Source organism: Mesorhizobium sp. (assembly GCF_041661565.1).
Lineage (GTDB): Bacteria > Pseudomonadota > Alphaproteobacteria > Rhizobiales > Rhizobiaceae > Mesorhizobium.
The window spans coordinates 51730-73125 of sequence record NZ_JBAZUD010000004.1 but is presented as its reverse complement, the minus strand read 5'-3'; the positions used below and the strand labels follow the sequence as shown (position 1 = coordinate 73125).

At 63.2% G+C, this 21396-nt stretch carries 19 protein-coding genes; 7 read left to right on the top strand and 12 right to left on the bottom strand.

The window, feature by feature from the left end:
• From WC739_RS01705 to WC739_RS01680, 6 genes are all read right to left on the bottom strand, one after another.
• Complete coding sequence (locus WC739_RS01705) at window positions 1-1107, bottom strand: OmpA family protein (RefSeq protein ID WP_372951276.1); 1107 nt, start codon at window positions 1105-1107, stop codon at window positions 1-3.
• A gap of 188 nt (window positions 1108-1295) precedes the next feature.
• Window positions 1296-2687 (bottom strand): MmgE/PrpD family protein, encoded by a 1392-nt coding sequence (locus WC739_RS01700; protein ID WP_372951275.1) that lies wholly within the window; start codon window positions 2685-2687, stop codon window positions 1296-1298.
• Window positions 2688-2710: 23 nt separating this feature from the next.
• Window positions 2711-3622 (bottom strand): NAD(P)-dependent oxidoreductase, encoded by a 912-nt coding sequence (locus WC739_RS01695; protein WP_372951274.1) that lies wholly within the window; start codon window positions 3620-3622, stop codon window positions 2711-2713.
• A 44-nt stretch (window positions 3623-3666) separates the two neighbouring features.
• Window positions 3667-4467 (bottom strand): N-acyl homoserine lactonase family protein, encoded by an 801-nt coding sequence (locus WC739_RS01690; RefSeq protein WP_372951273.1) that lies wholly within the window; start codon window positions 4465-4467, stop codon window positions 3667-3669.
• Between the two features lie 59 nt (window positions 4468-4526).
• Window positions 4527-5354, bottom strand: coding sequence for an SDR family NAD(P)-dependent oxidoreductase (locus tag WC739_RS01685; RefSeq protein ID WP_372951272.1), 828 nt, complete (start codon window positions 5352-5354; stop codon window positions 4527-4529).
• 158 nt (window positions 5355-5512) lie between these two features.
• Window positions 5513-6502 (bottom strand): LacI family DNA-binding transcriptional regulator, encoded by a 990-nt coding sequence (locus tag WC739_RS01680; RefSeq protein ID WP_372951271.1) that lies wholly within the window; start codon window positions 6500-6502, stop codon window positions 5513-5515.
• A gap of 206 nt (window positions 6503-6708) precedes the next feature.
• Here WC739_RS01680 and WC739_RS01675 point away from each other — a divergent pair, with 206 nt between their 5' ends.
• The gene (locus WC739_RS01675; RefSeq protein ID WP_372951270.1) at window positions 6709-7185 is read left to right on the top strand and encodes a hypothetical protein; all 477 of its coding nucleotides are present in this window, start codon (window positions 6709-6711) and stop codon (window positions 7183-7185) included.
• Between the two features lie 23 nt (window positions 7186-7208).
• Window positions 7209-8087 (top strand): N-acyl homoserine lactonase family protein, encoded by an 879-nt coding sequence (locus WC739_RS01670; RefSeq protein ID WP_372951269.1) that lies wholly within the window; start codon window positions 7209-7211, stop codon window positions 8085-8087.
• 131 nt (window positions 8088-8218) lie between these two features.
• Here WC739_RS01670 and WC739_RS01665 read toward each other — a convergent pair whose 3' ends face one another.
• A complete protein-coding gene (locus WC739_RS01665; RefSeq protein WP_372951268.1) occupies window positions 8219-9001 on the bottom strand; it encodes an SDR family NAD(P)-dependent oxidoreductase in 783 nt (260 codons plus the stop codon).
• 432 nt (window positions 9002-9433) lie between these two features.
• Between WC739_RS01665 and WC739_RS01660 the strand changes: the two genes are divergently transcribed.
• The 3 genes from WC739_RS01660 to WC739_RS01650 are packed head-to-tail and all read left to right on the top strand — an operon-like array spanning window position 9434 to window position 12958.
• Window positions 9434-10363: a sugar ABC transporter substrate-binding protein gene (locus tag WC739_RS01660; RefSeq protein WP_372951267.1), complete on the top strand. Its 930-nt coding sequence runs from the start codon at window positions 9434-9436 to the stop codon at window positions 10361-10363.
• Between the two features lie 37 nt (window positions 10364-10400).
• Window positions 10401-11948, top strand: coding sequence for a sugar ABC transporter ATP-binding protein (locus WC739_RS01655; RefSeq protein WP_372951266.1), 1548 nt, complete (start codon window positions 10401-10403; stop codon window positions 11946-11948).
• A complete protein-coding gene (locus WC739_RS01650) occupies window positions 11945-12958 on the top strand; it encodes an ABC transporter permease (protein WP_372951265.1) in 1014 nt (337 codons plus the stop codon). The genes WC739_RS01655 and WC739_RS01650 overlap by 4 nt, the downstream gene beginning before the upstream one ends.
• Before the next feature lie 40 nt (window positions 12959-12998).
• On the opposite strand, the gene WC739_RS01645 is transcribed toward WC739_RS01650, so the two are convergent.
• From WC739_RS01645 to WC739_RS01635, 3 genes are read right to left on the bottom strand one after another with little or no spacing between them, the layout of a single operon-like run.
• Complete coding sequence (locus WC739_RS01645) at window positions 12999-13727, bottom strand: ABC transporter ATP-binding protein (protein WP_372951264.1); 729 nt, start codon at window positions 13725-13727, stop codon at window positions 12999-13001.
• Window positions 13724-15562 (bottom strand): branched-chain amino acid ABC transporter ATP-binding protein/permease, encoded by a 1839-nt coding sequence (locus WC739_RS01640; protein ID WP_372951262.1) that lies wholly within the window; start codon window positions 15560-15562, stop codon window positions 13724-13726. The genes WC739_RS01645 and WC739_RS01640 overlap by 4 nt, the downstream gene beginning before the upstream one ends.
• Before the next feature lie 10 nt (window positions 15563-15572).
• Window positions 15573-16472: a branched-chain amino acid ABC transporter permease gene (locus WC739_RS01635; protein ID WP_372951261.1), complete on the bottom strand. Its 900-nt coding sequence runs from the start codon at window positions 16470-16472 to the stop codon at window positions 15573-15575.
• A 588-nt stretch (window positions 16473-17060) separates the two neighbouring features.
• Between WC739_RS01635 and WC739_RS01630 the strand changes: the two genes are divergently transcribed.
• Complete coding sequence (locus WC739_RS01630; RefSeq protein WP_372951260.1) at window positions 17061-18227, top strand: ABC transporter substrate-binding protein; 1167 nt, start codon at window positions 17061-17063, stop codon at window positions 18225-18227.
• 80 nt (window positions 18228-18307) lie between these two features.
• Here WC739_RS01630 and WC739_RS01625 read toward each other — a convergent pair whose 3' ends face one another.
• Both WC739_RS01625 and WC739_RS01620 read right to left on the bottom strand, forming a co-directional pair.
• Window positions 18308-19180 (bottom strand): MBL fold metallo-hydrolase, encoded by an 873-nt coding sequence (locus WC739_RS01625; protein WP_372951259.1) that lies wholly within the window; start codon window positions 19178-19180, stop codon window positions 18308-18310.
• A gap of 169 nt (window positions 19181-19349) precedes the next feature.
• Window positions 19350-20276, bottom strand: a complete 927-nt coding sequence (locus WC739_RS01620; RefSeq protein ID WP_372951258.1) for a LysR substrate-binding domain-containing protein — start codon at window positions 20274-20276, stop codon at window positions 19350-19352.
• 149 nt (window positions 20277-20425) lie between these two features.
• Here WC739_RS01620 and WC739_RS01615 point away from each other — a divergent pair, with 149 nt between their 5' ends.
• Window positions 20426-21385: an NAD(P)-dependent oxidoreductase gene (locus WC739_RS01615; protein ID WP_372951257.1), complete on the top strand. Its 960-nt coding sequence runs from the start codon at window positions 20426-20428 to the stop codon at window positions 21383-21385.
• Window positions 21386-21396 lie beyond the last annotated feature (11 nt).

Below are 21396 nucleotides of genomic sequence, written 5' to 3'. Positions count from 1 at the left end.
TCAGTTCGCGAGCTTGCTGGCGGAGAACTCGATCCGCCGATTGAGCGCCTTGTTCTTCGGCGTATCATTGGCGGCAACCGGCCGATCCTCGCCATAGCCGGCGGCGCTGATCTGATTGCCTGGAACACCGGCGGCAATCAGCGCGTCGGCCACCGACCGCGCCCGCCGCTCCGACAGTTGCTTGTTGGCCTCCGGCGAACCGTCGCTGTCGGTGTAGCCGGAGACCTCGACTTTCAGGCTTGGGCATTTACCGACGACCCCTTCGACCTCGGTCAGCAATGGGCGGCTCTTCGCGTCGAGCCGGGCACTTGCGGGGCGGAAGTAGATGGCGCCGGTGCGCGAGAGCACGGCGAACCTGTTCAGGCACTCCTCGTCACTGAAATTGGACTTGGCTGCGTCGGTCGCCACCGGACCGACCTCGGCGGAACTCGCCGCGACGGGCTGGGCGACGGCCGGCTTGGCCCCGTCGGCGGTGAAGACGAAATCGAACGACACCGACGCGGTCGGCACGATGTTGGTGACATTGGCGGCCTGCTGCAGCTTGTCGACGTTCGGCAGCAGGCCGAAGTCTTCCACATGGACAGCGACTGGGGCCTCCGAGGCGACCGACACCATCGTGTCGCTGATCATGGTGACGACAATGCTGGCCTCGAGGTCCTTGTCGACGCCATGCAGATTGAGCCGGAAAGGCAGCGTCGACTTCACCCGGCGCTTTGTTGCCAGATCGGCGAACGTCGCGGGATCCACCTTTGCCGTCAGTTCAGCGGTCGGATACTTGAATGTCTCGAAGAACAGGAAGCGCATGCGGACATTGCGCAGGTCGACGCCGGTATCGACCGAATTGAGGTCGAAAGTGATCTTGGCATCACCCGCCGAGCTGAGCGTGCCGGTGATGTTCCTGATCTTGTTGGTCTCGACGATCGTGTTCTTCTTGACCGACTGGTAGGTGATCACGGAGGCCGATGGATCGAGCGTCCAGTTCGGCGCGGCGTTGGCTAGTTGGGTCTGAAACAGCAGCAGTGCCGACAGCGCGACGATCAGGCCAAATGCCCTTGTGGCCGGGCCTTTCGACATTGTCTTCCACCAGAATGTGATGACTTCGAACATGGAACGCCCCGCCAAGGACAACCTTATCGACAGCGACCACCCAAGCATAGAGCACTTGCCCGTGCTTGGCGAGCGGCTTCGACGATCGGGCTGGAGCTGAAGTGCTCAAGTTGAAGTCATCGCCATGCGCTCCTGGCGACGAACATTTCCAAACGGACAGCCGAAATGTGTCCTTCAGTCAGTGGGTGCTAAGCGCGCGCCGCCACTTCGGAGGCAGGCCGGGCGAGTTTCATGACATCGCCGGCGTTTTTCTGATCCGCAAGCGCCCAGAGCCTATCGGCAAGCGGGTCGACGGCGAGTGCCGGGCAGCCATATTGCGCGAGGGCGGCGAATTTGTTCCGGAGCGCCTGGTCCGACATGGGCCGAGCCAGGCTGCCGGTCGCGACTTTCTCTGACACCACAAGGGAAGACCCATCCGCATATCGGATGCAGACATGGGCGGCATCCACCGGCGTGCCGGCGTCAATCTCCACCGGGCGAACCTTTGCGCGCAATTCGCGGACCAGCGGGTCGTTCACCGCCGCGTCACTGAATTCTTCCGCGCCGGCACGGCCGCGCAGCAGGCTGACGGCCACCGCGTGCTGTGCGCTCACCTGCGCCTCGCGCCCCGTGGTGACTTCGGGCCGGTCGGCGCGGGCCTTGAGCAACGGGGCGCCGCGAACGACGATCTCGGCAATCCGGCCGACGGCAAAATCGGGGGCGGCACGAGCAGAGAGGCAGGCATCTATCACAGGGTTGAGCACCACTCCGCAAGGATAGGGCTTGAACATATTGCGCAAGATTTCCCAGTCCCGTCCGAGCCCGGCCTCGATGAGCTCAGGTTTTGGCTGATCCGAGCAGACCTTGAGGAAGCCGCGTGGCCCTTCGAGTGGCGCCGGCGGCCCCTCGACCCCGCTCCGCGCCATCAGCGCCGAGAGGAGACCCCCGCGCGCGGCGTTGCCGACGCCCGTGCTCTTGGCCATGAAACCGAGGGTCTCGACCAGACCCGACGCTTGCGCGGAGGCATTGCCGAGTGCCCAGACTATCTCATTCTCGCCGAGATCGAGGAGTTTCGCGGCCGCCATGGCGGCGCCAAAGATTCCACAGGTGGATGTGATGTGCCAGCCGCGGTCGTAGTGGCCGGGCGAAACCGCGTTGCCGATGCGGCATGCAACCTCGACCCCAAGCGTGAAGGCGTGAAGGAGTTCCGCGCCGCTGACCGCACGCATTTCCGCGAGTGCCAGCACGACTGGCAACACCGGCGCGGTGGGATGGATAATCGTGCCCGCATGCGTATCGTCGAAGTCGAAGACATTGATCGCCGCCGCATTGAGGAAGGCAGCCGTCAATGCGTCCCGCCGTTGGCCATGGCCGATCACGGTCGCCGTCTCGCCGGCGGAAAACGGCGCGAGGCTTTCTGCCAGCCGCAGCACCGCCTGGTCGGACGACCCGCCCAGCGCGGTTCCAAAGCCGTTGAAGACAGCCCTCGTGGCGTGCGCGCGGACCGGCTCCGGGACGTCTTCCCAGCGAGAGCGGTGCACGAAAGCCGCCAGGCGGCGCGACAGTCCAGCCACGGAAGGCTGAAAAACTTCTGCGGTCATGAGCCCGTGTCTCCGATCGGGGATCAGCCCCTCTTCGCCTTGGCGCCCGCCACCGTAACCCCGGCCCAGCCTTCGATCGGCTTGATGATTTCGGTCAGGTCCGCATCCGCGCCAAGATCGCTTTTTGCCACCGTCAGCAGTTGCCGCACGGCGCCGCCGACGATCATCGGGACGCCGAGTGCGTCACTTTCCTCGAGACAGAGACGGATGTCCTTCGCCGACAGACCAATCGAGAAGCCGAAATCGAAGCCGCGCGTCAGGACGAATTTCGGAATCTTGGTCAGCGTCGCATTGGAGCTGCCGCTGCCCGAATTGATCACTTCGATAAGCACATCGGGATCCAGTCCGGCCTTGGTGGCGAGAACCAGCGCCTCGGAGGCTATCGAGAGCGCCGTGACGGACATCAGATTGTTGATCACCTTCATCATCTGGCCCATGCCCGGCTCGGCGCCGACATGGATCGGCTTGCCAAGCGTCTCGAGGATCGGTCGCACCGTCTCCATGACCGACAATTCGCAGGCCACCATCATGGCGAGCGTGCCCTTCTCGGCGCCGCCGACGCCACCGCTCACCGGGCAGTCAACCATCGTAATGCCCGCGACCTTCAAGCCTTGCGCCACCTGACGCTCGGTGCGCGGGCCTGTGGTCGACAGGTCGATGACGATTTTTGCTCCCTGGCCCGAGGTGAGCCCATCGGGCCCGAGAGCCACGGCCTGGACAATCTCCGGCGTCGGGAGCGACAACAGGATTATGTCGGACAGGCCTATCAGTTCCGCCGGCGTCTTGACGCTCGCCGCTCCCTCCATCGTCAAGGCCGAGACGGCGGCCTCATTGGTGTCGTAGACGCTCACAGTGTATCCGGCCGCCAGGAGCCGTTTCACCATCGGCGTACCCATGCGTCCAATACCGGCAAAACCCAGTTTCAGGTTGGTCATCGTAATCTCCGCTTGAAGGTTTGGCGCTGCTCGGGTCCGCGCGCTCAAGGCGTCGCGGCTATCGGATCAAGGTCGAGGCGCACAATATCGTCGACCCCGGGCAATGCGGCTGGATAGCGCGTCAGGACCAGCGGGTCATGGCCAGGAATGACATGCCGGGGCGAACTGGCGAGCTTGCGCATCGTGGCGTAGCCCTCCAGCATATCGGTGGCGCTCTCAAGCACCGGAAACGGTCGGTTCTGCTCGAAATTGGCATAGAAATGCGAGGCGTCGGAGCCAAGCACAACCCAACCGCGCGCCGTTTTCACCCGCATCACCTGCAATCCCTTCGAGTGGCCGCCGACGCGATGCACCGTGATGTTCGGGGCGACCTCGCTGACGCCGTCGTGGAACGTCACGCGCCCGGCAAAGAGCTTGGCGACCATGCTCGACACGTCCTCGTAGTCGAAGGGGTGCCGGAGGTAGTCGTGGCACATGCAACGGCCGGTGCAATACGCCATCTCCACGTCCTGGACGTGGTAGCGGGCTTTCGGGAACAGCTCGTGGTTGCCGGCATGGTCGAAGTGCATATGCGACAGGATGACGTCCTCGACCTTGTCGGGATCGATGCCGATCATCTTCAGGCCCTCGCCGACCGGCCGCAGCAGGGTCCGCTGCCGTTTGCGCGCCACATCGGCGTCAAAGCCGGTGTCGAACACGAAGGTCCTGGTCTTGCCGACGATGGCCCAGACGAAATAGTCAAGCGGCATCGGGCCGTCATGTGGATCGCCGCCGATGAAATTCGCTGCTGCGTTGCGGTCGTGGTGCCCGTAGCGGACCGCGAAGAGTTCATAAATGTCATCCATGCGTGCCTCCCTTGGCGGCCAAGCCGGCGTCGCCCCAAATCCACTCGATCCCAATCCGTTCAGCTCGCAAGCCATCCTCCCTCGACCGGAAGCATGGCCCCCGTCATGTCGCGGGCTATCGGCCCGCATAGGAAAACCAGCAGGTCTGAGACGCTTTGCGGCGAGACGAAGGTGCCGCCGGGCTGCTTGCCTTCCAGAAACAACCGTTCGGCCGCGCCGCGGTCGATGCCGCGGTCCGCCATCAAGTCTTCCACCCGGCTCTCGGTGCCAGGGGTCAGAACCGAACCCGGACAGAGACTATGGCAGGTGACATCCACGTCCAGATTCTCCAGCGCCACGGCGCGGGTCAGGCCAAGGATAGCCGATTTCGTCGTGACATAGCCGACACGCCCCGGCGTGCCGCGCATGCCGTAGACAGACGTAATGTTGAAGATGCGCCCGAAATTCCGCGACCGCATCTGTGGCAGCAGCAGCCGGACCGCGTGGAAAATGGCCGAAAGGTTCACGGCCAGCGCCATGTCCCATTGTTCCGGCGGAAAATCGATGATCGACGCGAAGTGCCGCACGACCGCGTTGTTGATAAGAATGTCGACGCCGCCAAGTTCGGCGCCGGCAGCCGCGACAAGCGACTCGACGCCCGCGGTCGTCGACAGATCGGCCTTGTGATAGGAGACCTGCACGCCGGTCCTGCCGGCCAGCGCTTCGCGTTGCGGCTCGACCGTCTCGGCTGTCTCGAGGCCGTGCAGCATGACATTGCAGCCGGCCTCGGCGAGCCCGGCGGCGATCGCTTGCCCCAATCCCGCAGTGGAACCGGTGATCAGCGCGCGGCGTCCGCTCAGGGCTTTTGCCGGGACAGCAAGCATCGACCGTGCTGTTTCCTGCGACATGCTCATAGCCTGCCCCGCTGCTTTGTGAGCATCACCAAAATCCCTCGTCCTGTCCGAATACCGGCGGCTGCAAGGCGATCTTGTCTGTTACCGGTAACAGATATTGAGTTTAGAGCAGCGACGTCGGCGATGCAACGGGTGATACCCGATATCTGCGGTCAGGTGCTTTCGCGCTGGATCAGCTCGAATTTCAGGTCGATCACGCTGCCGCGCAGATGCTCGGCGCCATCGATGATCCGGCTCAACAGAATCCGCGCCGTCCGTTCGCCGATGTCATAACGGGGCAGCCTCAGCGTGCTGACCGATGGGCTGACGTGACGCAGCAGGTCGACGTCGTCGAAGCTTGCCAGCGCAATCCGGCCGGGGACCTGCCAGCCGCGCTTCTGGCACTCGAAAAGGGCGCCGACCGCCAGCACGTCGCCCGCGCAAAACAGCGCGTCGACCTCCGGTACGCTCTGCACCACGCGTGCCATCACTTCCGCCCCCGAGGCGAGGCCTCGCTCGGTCTCCAGCACGATGCGCGGGTCCGGATCCAGTCCAAGCTGCCGCAGCGCGGCCTGATACCCGTCCAGCCGATCCTTCGAGCGATCATTGTGAACGGAATAGAGACTGGCGAAAGCAATCTTGCGATATCCAAGCCGGCCGAGATGCATCGTCATCGCATAGGCAGCGTCATGGTTGGAAAAACTGACCACCATATCGAGAGGTTCGGCCGGTATATTGCCGTTTTCGACCACCGGTATGCCGGATTTCCTGATCTTCTCGGCGGCCTGCGGAGTGTGCTCCGTGCTGTGCAGGACCAGGCCGCTGACGCGCTGGCTGAGAAAGATGGTGATCAGCTCCTCTTCCTCGTTGGGGTCATAGCCCGACTCGGCGATCATGAGCTGGAAGCCGGAGCGCTTCAGCACTTCCGACAAGCCCTTGACCGTCTGCGTATAGATCGAGTTGTCGATGCTCGGCACGATCAAGCCAATCGTCGTGGACCGGCTCGAGGAGAGGCTGCCGGCCAAATGGTTCGGCAGATAACCGATCTCGCGAACCACACGCAGCACTTTTTCGCGCATCTCCGGCGAGACTTTGCCGGGTTCATTCAGCGCACGCGAAACGGTCATGATCGAGACGCCGGCGCGAACCGCGACGTCGCGCATCCTCGCGCTCCCAACGTGCGGGTTTCCGTCTCCAGACGATCTTTTCGGCATTTCCTGTCACAGTCCGACTTGGCGGCGGAAATCAAATCATTACGCCGTCGCACAAACAAGCCTTCACCGCAGAATTCCGCAATTCTGTTGTTACCGCTACCAAAAACGGTTATTGCCAAGGGGGAATTTGCGCATTCAGGTGCTGGGGGATCGCGATGGACGTTACAGCAAACAGCCGAGCCGAACAGGCGGTGCTGCGTTATGTGGCCGCCGCCCGACCGGTACAGCGGCTGATCAGCGCGACATTGACGCAGGTCGCGGGCTTCGCGCTGCTGCTGCTGACCTCGCGCAGCCGCGCCTCGCTCGCAGAAGGCGCGCTCGCCGGCGCGCATGAAGCAGCTATGCGAGCCTGCGAGGAGGTTCGTGCTCTTGCTGTTCCCGACATCGCCGCGCACCATCACCACCATCTGCGCGGTGCCGCCGAAGCGCTTCTTCAGGCCTGCACCGCGGCACTGGATCACGGCCGCGTGGACGGTTCGGATCACGACGACGCGCTCTCTCGGACGCTGCGGGCTTCAAGCGATCACCTGCGGACGACAGCCCGTCTGTTGCCGGGATTTGAACTTGTCGATTTCGGACAGGCGTGCTGCGCGGCTCACGCGCCGAAGCGTCTCCTGCAGGACGTTACTTAGGCCATGGTATCAGGGAGGAAAACATGACGGATTACTCGATCTGGGTGCTCGAATACGCGGCGGTGGAGAAGTTCCCGTTCAGCGTGATGATGTACGGCCCCCAGCACCAGGGCACGCGCAAATTGCCTTATGCCTACGTGTTGATCAAAGGAAAGGGCGAGACGATCCTCATCGACACCGGCTACGACCACGTCGCCTATGGCGAGCAGCTGGCGACCGCCTATGGCGTCTCGAATTATCACGGTCCCCGCGACGTCCTGGCCGAGTGCGGCGTCAGTCCGGAAGACGTGACCAGCGTGTTGATCACGCACGCCCATTTCGATCATATGGGCGCCATACATCTGTTTCCAAACGCAAAATTCTATGTCCAGAAGAGTGAGCTGGACAAATGGGTCTGGGCTTTGACGTTGAGCCCCGAGTATCGCTTCCTGACCGGCGGCGGCGATCCGGCGGACATCGTGCGCGCCGTCGAGGCGGCCAAGGAAGGCCGGATGATCTGTATCGACGGCGATCAGGAGGACGTCCTGCCGGGCATCGACGTCCATCTGGCTGCCGATACCCACACCTATGGCAGCATGTACATCACCGTCCGCAACGACGGCGCGCGGGAAAGCGAGGACAAGTGGATCTTCGCGGGCGACCTCATCTATACCTATGACAATCTCACGGGCCTTGATGCCGAAGCGCCGCAGATCGTTCCGATCGGCCTGGCGGTGGGAAGCCAGCACAATCTGATATTCGCCAGCGATCGGATGATGAAATCGGTGGGCGGCGAGGTGCGGCGGGTGATCCCCGTCCATGAGGATCGGCTACGCACCACCTTCCCTTCACGCCTCACCGACAAGGGCCTGCAGGTGGTGGAGATCGCGCTTGCGAAGGGCGAGAAAAGCCGGGTTGCCTGAGCCTTGAAGGGGGCGCTCAAGCGCCCCCGACAGTGCCGATCGTCAGAGCGGCCGGATGGCGGAAGGCCACCGGACGCTTGTCATCCATGGCGGGCGGGAATCCGACATGAATGTGGATTCCGTCTATGTCCTCAGAGTTGGTCCGCGCCGGCGACGAAGCCGCCACCGTCGATCACAATTGCCTGGCCAGTGATGAACGAGGCCGCATCGGAGGCCAGGAACAGCACAAGCTGGGCAATCTCCGAGGGATCGCTGATGCGGCCCATGGGGATCATCGGCAAGACGGTATCTTTCGCGGCCTGCTCGCTGCCGAACATGCCACTCAACAACGGCGTCATCACCGATCCGGGCGCGATGGCGTTGACACGGATGTTCTTGCGCGCCACTTCCAACGCCACCGAGTTGGTCAGGCCGATCACGCCCCACTTGCTGGCGCAGTAGACGGCGGTGGTGGCGAAACCCATGACGCCGAACAGCGAAGACGTGTTGACGATGGCGCCTCCGCCTTTCGCGGTCATATGCGGCACTTGATGTCTTAGCCCGTTGAATATCCCTCGCAGATTGATGTCCATCAGCAGGTCGTAATCCGCATCGTCGAGTTCGTGCACCGGCGCCGTCTTGCCGGGCACGCCCGCATTGTTGAAGGCGACATCGATCCTGCCGAAGCGATCGAAAGCCTTCTCATGCAGCACGGCCATCGCCTTGCTGTCGCGGACATCGGTTTCCAGGAATTCGATCTCGACGCCCAGCGGCTTCACCTCTTCCTTGAGGCTCTCTCCGAGTGCTGCGCCGATGCCCGAGACGTAGAGGTTTGCCCCCGCCTTGGCGAAGGCCAGCGCGGTCGCGCGGCCAATGCCGGTCGTCGCGCCGATCAAGATGACGTTCTTTCCGGAAAAATCGTATTTCACTTGCATGGTTGGTCCTCCTAATGGCCCGCGCCCGCGAGATACTCGCGGCAAAATTCAGCTTCGCCCTCGCCATCCATAGCCTTGACGTGATACCGCTAACAAGAGAAAATAGGCGATGACGCGAGGAAGATGACAGCGCTTGTCCGTTCCTGACCAAAAAGCGATGTTTTTTGGTGGTTTCGGCTTCCTGTTCATTGACCTTTCGAAGATGTGTTGTGATACCGCTATCAAATATGCCTGACCCAGCCCCGAGTGGAGCGGTGGAACGGAGAGCTTCCCACGCTGATCGAGCTTGGACAGGCATACCGCTTCGAGGCTGTTGGCAGCGGCGGAGGGTCTTTTTGGGATACGAGGGCAAGGGAGTTCACCGAACCTCGTGAAAGCAAGGCGCCGGCCCCGTCCCGGGGACGGTCGGACAGGAAGAGGAGGATTTCCCAAATGTATAAGATATTGCTTGCGGCTTTGACGGCCGGTGCCATGATGGTGGCCACGGTCGCTCAGGCGAAAACCCTTGGCATCGTTGCACTTCTGGCAAATGATGCCCTCAATATCGCCGTCATCGGCGGCGCGACCGAGGCCGCCAAGGCCGCGGGCTGGGATGTCAAGGTTACAGATACCCAGGCGAGCGCCGACCAGGCCAATGCCGCGATGAATTCCTTCGCCGCGCAAAAGGTCGACGCGATCTTCGTGCTTGCCTTTGCCAGCAGTTCCATCGGCTCCGGCCTGGCCGCGGCGCGCGACGCGGGCATTCCCGTCGCCACCTGGGGCGGCGAGATCGTTCCCGGCATCGTGGTGACGACGAGCGGCCGCCAGGTCGGCGACGACTCGGTGAAGTTCCTGACCGACAAGGTCGGCGACAAGGCCAATGTGCTGGCGATGACCTTCCATCCGGGAAAGCTCTGCATCGACCGCGGCGTCGCCTTCGACGAGGGCGTCAAGGGCAAGTCCGACGTCAAGGTGGACTATAGCGAAGTGACGGCGCCCGGACAGGTTCAGTTCGGCAACGCGACGGCGGCAGCCTGGCTGACCGCGCATCCCGCCGGCGGCGACAAGCCGCTGGCGATCTGGGCCTGCTGGGACGAGCCGATGCAGGGCGCCGTGGCTGCCATGCGCCAGGCTGGCCGCACCGATGTCACCACCGTCTCGATCAACGGCAGCCCGCAGGCGATTCAGCTGGTCAAGGACGGCGACCTGACGGCAACCGTCTGGCAGCCCGCGTTCCAGGAAGGCAAGGAAGTGTTCCAGGCGGTCCTCGATTCTATCAAGGCCGGCACTTCCTGGCAGCCCAAGGACATCCAGATCCCCGGGATCGTCGTCACAAAGGACAATGTCGACAAGTTCATGGCCGAACATCCCAATGGACTGTGAGACGATCTTGCGGCCTCTGGCGGGGCGGCACCTCTAGATGTCTTCCGCCGCTTCAGTCGGGCCATGGATGCGCATCCGTGGCCTGACCAAATCCTTTGCTGGCGAACTTGCCCTCGACCATGCCGATCTCGACATCGAGCGCGGCAAGGTTCACGGCCTGGTCGGCGCTAACGGCGCCGGCAAGTCGACGCTGATCCGCTGCCTCGCCGGCGTGACGGTGGCCGACGAAGGCAGCGTGACGGTCGCGGGGGAAGAGCTGCAAAAGGGGTCGCCACGCGCTTCAGAGCAGGCCGGGCTTGCCTTCATCCATCAGGAACTGAACCTGATCCCGCATTTCAACGCGCTGCAGAACATCCTGCTCGGCGCGCCCAAGGTCACTCGTTTTGGCATGATCGACTGGAAGCGCTCCGGCGTCGCCGCCCGTGCCGCCGCCGAACGTGTCGGCATCCGCTTTCCTCTCGAAACCAAGGTCTCCGAACTCTCGGTGGCCCAGCGCTGGCTGGTGATGATCAGCAAGGCCCTGGTGCGCGATGCCAGCATGATCGCGATGGACGAACCGACGGCCTCCCTGTCCGGCCCGGAGAGCGAGCAGCTCTTCACCATCATCCGCGATCTGTCGGCTCAGGGTGTCGCCATCCTTTATGTCTCGCACCGGCTGGAGGAAGTGCTTCAGCTCTGCGACAGGATCACCGTGTTGCGCGATGGGCGCATCGTCGATGCCGCCGAGCGCGGGGCGCTCAACAAGAAGGGCCTGGTCAGGGCCATCATCGGCCATGATATGCGTCCACCCGACGAGCGCGCGCGGTTCACCACCGATCGCGACCAGAGGCCGATCTTTTCCGTTCGTGACGTTGCCTGGAAAAGCGCCGTGAAGGGCGTGAGTTTCGATCTCTACCCGGGAGAGGTCCTTGCGCTGGGCGGTCTCGTCGGGGCAGGTCGGACGGAACTTGCCCATCTCATCGCCGGCGCGGCCAAGCCCGATGCCGGCCATTTCGAACTCGGCGGCAAACGGCTCGATACCGCCAACGAGGCCGAGGCTGTCCGCGCCGGCATAGCGCTGGTTCCGGAGGAACGCCGCTCGCAAGGGGTGATGCTGCAGCAGTCGGTTGCGTTCAACATCAACATTTCGACCTTGAAGACTCTGCGCGCCATTCCCGGTCTCCCGTTCATCTCCGACAGGAAAGCCCGTCGGCAGGCGGAGGAACTCGTGGCGCAACTGGGGATCAAGACGCCCGGCATCGAAGCAAGGATCGGCGGCCTTTCTGGAGGCAACCAGCAAAAGGCCTTGATCGCCCGCTGGCTCAATGCCGGAACCAAGCTCCTTATTCTCGACGAGCCGTCGCGAGGGGTCGATGTCGGCGCCCGCGAGGAGATCCACGACGCCATCCGCGCCCTCGCCCGATCCGGAGTCGGCATCCTCGCCATCTCATCGGATGTCGAGGAACTCACGCTTCTCGCCGACCGCGTCCTGGTCATGCGCGAGGGCCGCATCACCGGCGAGTTGACCGGCGCCGACATCACCGAGGCACGGATCATCGAACTCAGCTATCACGATACCAGTGACGAACAAGGAGACATCGCATGATGGTCCAGTCCGGAACCGCGGCGAAGGACGCTCTGCCCCTCCGCAAATCCTCGTGGAAGCGGACAGCTTTGATGTGGCTGTCGCGCTACGGCACGATTGTCGGACTTCTGCTGATGATCGTTTTCTTCTCGGCCAACGCCCCGACAATCTTCCTGTCGCGCGCCAATTTCCTCAACATCCTGAGCCAAGCGTCCCTGACCGCGATCATCGCCTCGGGGCTTACCTATACGCTCGTCGTCGGCGAGTTTGACCTGAGCATCGGCTATGTGGCGAGCTTCGTCGGCCTGATCGTAACCGGCCTGATGGCATATCAGGGGTTTCCGATCTGGCTCAGCATCGTCTGCGCGCTGCTGCTCGGCGCCGCGATCGGCGCCTTCAACGGCGTGCTGGTGACCAAGGTCAGGATCAATGCCGTCATCTCGACGCTGGGCGTTGGAACGATGCTGACGGGTATCGGCTTTACCTACAGCTCATTCCCGATCGCGACCGGAATTCCGCGCGCCTTCACCGATATCTCGCTGGGTCGCCTCGTCTTCGGCCTGCCCAATCCGGTGATCATCATGGTGATCGTGCTGATCGCGCTCTGGATCATCCTGAACAAGACCGACATCGGCCAGAAGATGCAGGCTGTCGGCGGCAATCTGGAAGCCGCAAGGCTCTCCGGCATCCGGGTGGATCGCATCAAGATCTTTGCCTTCGCCACCGCCGGCTTCTGCGCGGCTCTGACCGGGACGCTGCTGTCTTCACTGCTGGGCAGCGGAACCCTGGCAGCCGCCGACGGCTACCTGCTCGACGCCTTCGCCGCCGTGTTCCTGGGCTCGGCTACGTTGAGGGAAGGTGAATTCCATATTTCGGGGACCTTGATCGGCGTGCTGATCCTGGCAGTCGGGTTCAACGGCCTCAGCATCTTCGGCGCGCCCACGCATTTCCAGCCGATCTTCAAGGGCGGAATCCTCGTGCTCGCCGTCGGGATGTCCGCGCTCGCCCGGCGCTATGCCGCTTCGGCCTGACCGAGACCGGCCGCGGTTCGGCAAGTCGAGCCGCGGAATTCTAGCCCAGATATTTGTTGAGGATCGACATGCCGCCGGAACGGACGATATCGGGCGTCATTTCCTCGACGATCTCGCCATGCGCCATGACATAGAGCCGGTCGCAGACGCGGGTTGCCACATCGATGCGCTGCTCGACCAGAAGCAGCGATGCACCGCGCTTGCGCAACTCCAGCATCGCCTTGACCACGATGTCGACGGCGACCGGCGACAGGGCGACGGAGGGCTCGTCGAGCAGCATGATTTCGGGATCGCTCATCAGCATGCGGCCGATGGCGACCATCTGCTGCTCGCCGCCACTGAGGAATGACGACAATCGGTGGCGATAGCTCTCGAGCACCGGGAACAGCTCGTAGACCGAGGCCCGCAGCCTCTCCACCCTTGCCCGGTCATGCCGCAGATGCAGCGCGCCAAGCAGCAAATTGTCTTCAACCGACTGGTCGAGAAAGAGGCGCCGGCCCTCGGGCGCGATGGCGGCGAGGCCGCGCGCGATGCGGTGGGTCGGCAGGTTTGACACGTCGGTCGAGCCGATGCGGATCAGGCCGCGACGCTGCTTGACCATGCCCATGATGGCGCGCAGCACCGTGGTCTTGCCGGCGCCGTTGGGGCCAAGCAGGGCCACCGCCTCCCCCTTGCCGACGGTCAGTCCGATGTCACGCACAACGTCGAAGCGGCCGTAGCCGGCACTCAGCGCGTCGATTTCCAGTATGGGGGATGCTTGTTCGCTCATTCGCCGAGATAAACCTGTCTGACCACCGGATCGGCACGCACCTCGTCGGCCGAACCGGTGAGGATCACTTCACCGGCGTTGAGCACGGTGACGCGATCGCAGAGCGGGAACAGAAAGCGCGTCTGGTGCTCGATGATGATCATCGTGACGCCCTGGGTCTTGAGATTGGCAAGGATGGTCGCCAGGTGCCGCACCTCCTTGGCCGAGAGGCCGGTCGCCGGTTCATCGAGGACGATGACGTCCGGCCCCGCGACGCAGACCGTGGCGAGCTGGGTGAGTTGCTCGATGCCGTGGGGGACGTTTCCGACCTGCCGCGACGACCATTCGCCGGCGCCGACAAGCGCAAGCGTGTCAACGGAGCGCCGGTGCATCGCCGCCAGATCACGCCTGCCCGATGGCAGCATCGGCCAGAGCGCGGCACGGCGAACGATGCCCGGCACCCGGTCGAACAGGCCGACCATCACATTCTGCGTCAACGTCAGTTCCTTGACCAACTGCGCCGCCTGGAACGTCCGCCGAAGCCCGAGTTTGGAGCGACTGCTCGCCGGCATGCCGTCGACACGCGTTCCCTTGACCAGAACCTCGCCGGCATTCGGCGTGAGGCGGCCGGAAATGACGTTGGCGAGCGTGCTCTTCCCTGAGCCGTTCGGACCTATGAGGCCATGGATGTGGCCGCGCCGGACGGCGAGATCGACATTGCGCAGCACCTTGGGACCGAGCCCATAGCCGAACTCGATGCCGCGACATTCGACGATGATCTCGGACCCGGTGACCGGGGCCGCCGGCGCCGGAACGATTGCCGAAGCAGACGTTTCGTTGGCGGCGATAATCTCGGCTGCTGGAGCGGCTCCGAACAGCGGCGCCAGAATGCGCTTGGCGACGCCGACAACACCATCGGGCAGGAGCGTGATGGAGAGAATAGAGAGCGCGCCGTAGACGATCTCCTGCAGCCATGGATTGATGTTGACGACGTTCGGGAACATCGAGACGAACATGGCGCCGATCACCGGACCGATGGTCGTGTTGATGCCGCCGATCAGCACCATCACCAGAACGTTGAGGGACACCGACCAGTCGAACTGGCTGGGAGACACGACGCCCAGGAAAGAGAACAGCCAGCCGGCTCCGCCGGCCATCGCGGCCGAGACGCCGAAAACACCGACCTTGATCGCCGCGGTTCGCGCGCCGGCGGCCTCCGCGAACGGCTCGGCATCGCGGATCGAAAGGAGGATCGGGTAGAACGGCGAATGGCGGATGTTCCAGACCAGCGCGAGACAGAGCAGGAGCCCCATCATCGTGCACCAGACCAGCGGGGTGCCGAGCCACTGCAACGCATCCGGAAAGTCAGGGAACGCCGGACCAAGCAGACCCTGGAGCCCGCCGGTGACATTCACCATATCGGTCGCAAGCACGGTCAGCACCAGCGTGAAGATAAAGGTGGTGATCGCGAAATAGAGGCCGCTAACGCGCAACGACATGGCGCCGACCGCCACGCCGGCGAGGCCAGCCACGACAAGAACCAGCATCAGCAGGCCAAAGACATTCCAGCCATGGTCGTTGGCGAGGATGGTCGTCATATAGGCGCCGATGCCGAAAAAGCCGCCCTGGCCAAGGGAATAGAGGCCCAGCATGCCGGCGACCAGGTCGAGGCTGATGGCAAGAATGCCGAAGACGGCGGTGACCAGCACGAGGCTCTGAAAGCCCAGATCGGATTGCGCTATGTAGGCCGTCGCCGCAATGTAGGCGACCACCACGACAAAGAGCCCCACCGCGCGCCAGCCGCCGGCTCGCGATCCCTTTGCGTGGGCGGATACATGATCGGTCGTCGGATTCACGCGCCGGTCCTCAACGGCTTGCCGACGCCGGACGGCGCGGACGGAAAAGCGGGTTGCTGGCGCTGAACAGTCCCTTTGGCGAGACGATCAGGATGACGACCAGCACGATGAAGGGAAACCAGTCCGAAGCCTGCGAGTTGATGAGCCCGTTGGCGCCTTCGGCGCAGACACCCAGCAGGATACCGCCGAACATGGCGGCGATCGGCCGCTCGGTGCCGCCGCCGATCATCATGGCGATGAAGCCGTAGGTGCCGAACGTATCGCCCAGATAGGGGTTGGCGAAGGTGGTCGGTCCGACAAGCAATCCAGCAATGCCGGCAAAGGCGGCTGAGACAGCGAAGGCGACGATGGCGACCACCGTCGTGTTGGCGCCGATGGCCGATGCCATTTCCGGATCGGCCGCCGTCGCCATGCCGAGCTTGCCGAACAGAGTGTAGCGCCGCACGATCTCGAAGCCGGCCGCAAGAACTGCGGCGGTGACGATCGCGAGTAGCTGCTGGGCGGTGAGCACGGCGCTACCGATCGGAACGCTGATGGAGTTCAGGATCGGCGGGAAGGCCTGCGAGGTCGGGCCCCAGATATAGGCGGCCGCATTCTCGACGATCACCGCGAAGCCGAGCGTCGATACCAGCCAGCCGAAACTGAACCGGTTCGACAACAGGATCGGCCGCACGGCGATCAGATAGGACAGAACGCCGATGATGCAGGACGAGGCCAGGCCAGCGGCTGCCGCCAGCCAGACCGGATAGCCGGATGACGCCAGTTCGGCGGTGATCATCACCGTCACCATCATCAGTTGGCCCTGCGCGAAATTTATGATGCGGGTGACATAGAACGAAATCGCCAACGCCATGCCGATGAGGCCGTAGATCGATCCTATGGCAACGCCGCTCAGCAAGAACTGCAGCACTGGTGGCTCCCCCATCCTCCGGCCGTCGCCGCTTTTTCCGCCGGCTTGAAATGACCGGCGGAACTCGCATCCGCCCTATCGATCCTAGCACGTTTCACAACACCAGTCGGACCAGGCATTCCTGTCGCGACATCGAGATCGGGCACGTCCCGGCGATACTGAAGCCGTAGTCGAAAATGCGCGCGCTGAAATAGCTTATGCGGGCGACATAACAGCTATGAAGAACGCGATGGGCGATGGCCCGGGGCGATCCGAAACGGAGGCATAGCGAACCGACGTGAGCCAAGTGCCCGGATGTCACGCAGAACCGAATGGCGATATAAAATGGTTCTATAACAAGGGATTATCGCCGACATCCGGTCGTTTTGGCGTAGACTTCGCTCGTCACAATCGGGCCCTCGATTGCAATCCGCGGCCTCATTCCAAAGACCTTCCGTCCTGATCCGGGCGGCTGGCCTCGCGTTGACAAGATGGGGGTCATGGGTGGCAAAATTCCGGGCGAAGACACGCGCGTCCCGATGGGGCGCAGGGCCAGAAAAGCGATCGGATTGTCGGAGGCAGGCCCCCGATCGCAGGGAGGGAAGCAATATGAGAAAGCTCGCAACGACGTCCACCTTGCTGCTGGCCGCGACGGCCTTGTGCGGCGCGACCATCCAGACGAATGCGGCGGACGACTACCTTGTCGGCCTGATCGCCGGTACCACCGGTGCCTATGGTTCGACAGGCGTCGCCACCGTCAACGGCTCGCAGATGGCGGTTGACGAGGTCAACGCCGCCGGCGGCGTCGATGGCCACATGTTCAAGCTCGACCCGCATAACGACAATGCGTCGGCGACGCTTTCCGGTCAGCTCTACCAAAAGCTGATGTCGGCCGGCGCCATCGTCATCGCGGGTTCGCCCGACACCGGTCCGGTGACCGCCCAGCTTGCGGAGCGTCACAAATTCCCGACCATCGGCGTCGTCGACGATGGCGGGCTCACGGTCAACCCGAACGGCCCGACCAGCCCGCCCAATCCGTGGGTGTTCGATTTCGGTCTCAACACCTTCGCCTGGGGCGAGAAGATCGGCGAGCATGCCCTGAAGCATTGTCCCGATGGGCTGGCCGTGCTGCACGACCCCTCGACCTACGGACAGGGCGGACTCTTCGGCATCCAGCTGGCCTATGACAAGGCCGGCAAGAAGATCGCGATGGATCACGCCATCACGGAAAACTGGTCGACAGGCGCCACCGCCGGCCTGATGCCGGAAGTGAACGCCATCAAGGCGGCAGGCATCAAATGCGTTGATGTGTGGCTCACGCCGCAGGACCAGGCCGCCTTCATGCAGGACCTTCACTCGATAGGCTATGAAGCGATCGTGTACGGAAATGACGAGACGAATGCCGACGACACGTTTGCGAAGCTTGCAGGCGACCTGTCCGACGGCATGATCACGGCCATGCTGACCACGGAACTTCATCCGAGCCCGGAACTCCTGGCATTCCGCGACGCCTACAAGAAGAAATTCGGGGTGGATGCCACGCCGTTCTCGGCGGGCGCCTATGACAGCATCAAGATGCTGGCGCAGGTGATCAAGGACGTGAAGTCGACGAAGCCGGAAGACCTGCAGAAAGGCTTCAACGCCGTCAAGGACTTCAAGGGCATGACGGGCAACATCGGCTTCTCGGAGTCGAGCCACATCACCATTACGGCGGCGCAGGTCACGCTCGTCAAGCACGACGCCAAGAGCAAGAGCTGGGTCGAAGTCACCGACTGATCGTCTGTCGCACCTCCCAAGCGCGCACAGAAAAGGGCCGGCCCCCTGGGGCCGGCCCATGGAGCCAAACAGCCGGCCTGTTAGAGTTCGACCCGCCAGGCCTCCGGCACGAGCCGGAAGCCTTCGCCCTCCTTCACCAGATGGGCAAAACCCGGCAGGTGCAGGTGGCCGCCGGTGACGAGCAGGCGTTCGCTGGCGACATGGTTGAAGATCTTGCGGCGGTTTTCAGCCGCCAGGTTCTCATCGACGTCGAACTCGCTGGTGATCCCGGGCACAGGAATCTGCAGTTCCGGCACGTGCACCGTGTCGCCCCACATCACCAATGTCTGGCCGGCGGAATCGAGCTGATAACCGCTATGGCCCGGCGTGTGGCCCGGAAGCGGCAGTTGGGTGATGCCCGGCGCTACCTCGCCTCCCTCCACGACACGAAAGCGGCCGCGATGGCTCGACAGCAAGGCATCGGCGGATCCCGTGTAGGGAACCGCGGCCGCCGAGCGCCCGCGCCGCTCTTCATCGGACCAGAAGTCGAAATCGTCCTTGTGGATGATGATCTCGGCACGCGGGAAGAGCGGCTGGCCGGATTCGTCCATCAATCCGCTCGAGTGGTCAGGGTGGATGTGGGTCAGGAGAACAGTGTCGAAGTCCGAAGGATCGAAGCCCGCGGCGGACAGGTTGGCCGGCAGTCGCCCCATCGAATACACCGTCGTCGACCCGCCGCCGGCGTCGACGAGTATCTTGTTGGTCTCGGTCTCAATGACGAATGCATTGACGGTGAGGCGAGGCCCGCCTTCATGGAAATGCTCCCGCATCAACGCCTCCATGTCGCCATGCGTGGTTCCACGCAGAATGGCCATCGGAATGTCGAGAAAGCCATCATTGATCACAGTGACCATGGCGTCGCCGACCTTGCGTCTGTAGACTCCAGGCGTCTGCTTTCGCGACTCTGTGGTCATGTAGTCTCCTCCACCAAACGACGTTCGAACGCGGGTTCCTCCCACGCGTTTGGTCACAATGTGACGTTCGGTGGCGGCCAAGTGAAGCGAACTCGATGCTCAGTTTTGAGATAACAGATATATCGCTTCCGGCATGGGGCGCCCGATGGCCCGGGAAATCTCCGTCCGTCTAGGTCTTCGGCTCCCAGATCCCCATCTTGCGCAGCGCCCGGACCTCGTCGCGGATCATGCCTGTCAGCGCCCGGATAACGGTCGTCGTCGGCCGCTGGCTCGACGTCGCCAGCAGCAATTCCCTTTCGATCGACGGATTCTGGATGCGCCAGTAGCTGATCCTGCCTTGCGCGACGAGGTCGTGGCAGCTGGAATAGGACAGGATCGTGTAGCCCATTCCCGCCTCCACGAGGCGAAGCGTCGAAGGCATCGCCTCGACCTCGACCTCGATCCTGGGCTCGATGCCGACCGAGCCGAAGATCTGGTCCAGCAACACCCGCAGACCGTGCGGCCGGGCCGGCAGGATCATGGGGATCTTCGAGACGACCGCGGCGTCGACCGGCGAGGATCCCAGCTTGGAGGGATCGTTCTTGGCGCCAAGCAGGAACAATTCGTCACGCAGGATCGGTTCCGCCAGGAGGTTGTTCATGCGCGGCGCGTTGTAGAGCACCGCCACGTCGATCTTTCCCATGACGAGCCATTCGAGAAGGTGGCCGCTGAAGCCCTCGACCACCCGCATGCTGACCTGCGGAAACTGTTCGCGAAAGTGCTGCACAAGCGGAGCGGTCAGCACCACTCCAACGGATGGAGGCATTCCCAGCACGATCGCCCCGCGCGGGTTCGATCGCAGCGCGCCGAGTTCGGTCGCGGCGCGCGACGCCTGCTCGAGGATGGCTGATGCATAGTTCTGCAGAAGCTTGCCCGCCTCGGTCAGGACAATGCCACGACCATTGCGGTAAAGCAGCGCGATCCCGACACTCTCCTCCAGAGACTTGATCTGCCGGCTGAGAACCGGCTGGCTGACCGACAACGCAACGGCGGCCCGGGAGAAGCTCCCGAACTCCGCCACCGCCGTGAACAGTTGGAGCTGTCTTAGGTCGAACATGGGCTTTGCCTCGTCGCAGAACGCGGAAGTGAGAATTTCCGTTGGCATGCAACGAATTCGGGAGTTTGGGACACATCGACGTCGTTGACAAGCGATTGGCCGGCCCATGGCAAAGCTGTTATGCGCCCGGCGAGCATTACCGCACCGGCATGAATTGGCCTAATCTGACGCAATTCGAAGCTGGTAAATCCATCATAGAGTCGAGAGGAAAAGTCGTGCAGCGTCAAACGCTTGGGTTCATCGGCCTCGGCCGCATGGGTGCGCCGATGGTGCGCCGACTGACCGAGGCTGGCCACCATGTGTTCGTCCACGACACGCGACCGGACGCTGCGAAGGACCTGCCCGCCGAACAGACGACATTCGCCGCATCGCCCAAGGCGGTCGGGGATGCAGCCGACATCGTGTTTTGCAGCCTGCCGACCCCCCCCATCGTCCGCGAGGTGGTGTTGGGAGCGGACGGTATCGCCGCCGGTTCGAAGGTCAAGACGGTGATCGACGTGTCCACCACCGGACCGAGCATGGCAAAGATCATCTCGGCGGGCCTGGCGAGCAAGAACATCGCATGGGTGGACGCACCGATATCGGGAGGGATCGCGGGCGCGCGCAACGGCACGCTCGCCGTCATGATCTCCTGCCCCAAGCAGACCTATGAGGAAATCGAACCAGTCCTGGCCAATTTCGGCCGCCGGTTCTATTGCGGAGAGACGCCCGGAAGCGCCCAGGTCGCCAAGCTTGGCAACAACATGATCGCCGCCGGCGTCATCCTTCTGTCGGCGGAGGCTCTCGCGATGGGCGTCAAGGCGGGTCTGGATCCCACCGTGATGTGCGACATCATCAATGCCTCGAGCGGGCGAAACAGCGCGACGCAGGACAAGTTTCCGCGCGCCGTCCTGCCGGGAACCTTCGATTTCGGTTTCTCGACCGCGCTGTCCTACAAGGACGTGCGCATGTGCGTCGATGAGAGCGAGAATCTGGGTGTTCCCATGGTGGGCGGATCCCTGGTGCGCCAGATGCTCGCCGCCACCAACGCCCGCTTCGGGCCGGACTCGGATTTCACGTCGATGGTGCGCATCATTGAGGAATGGGCCGGCGTGGAGATTCGCGCCTAGGACCAGCGTTG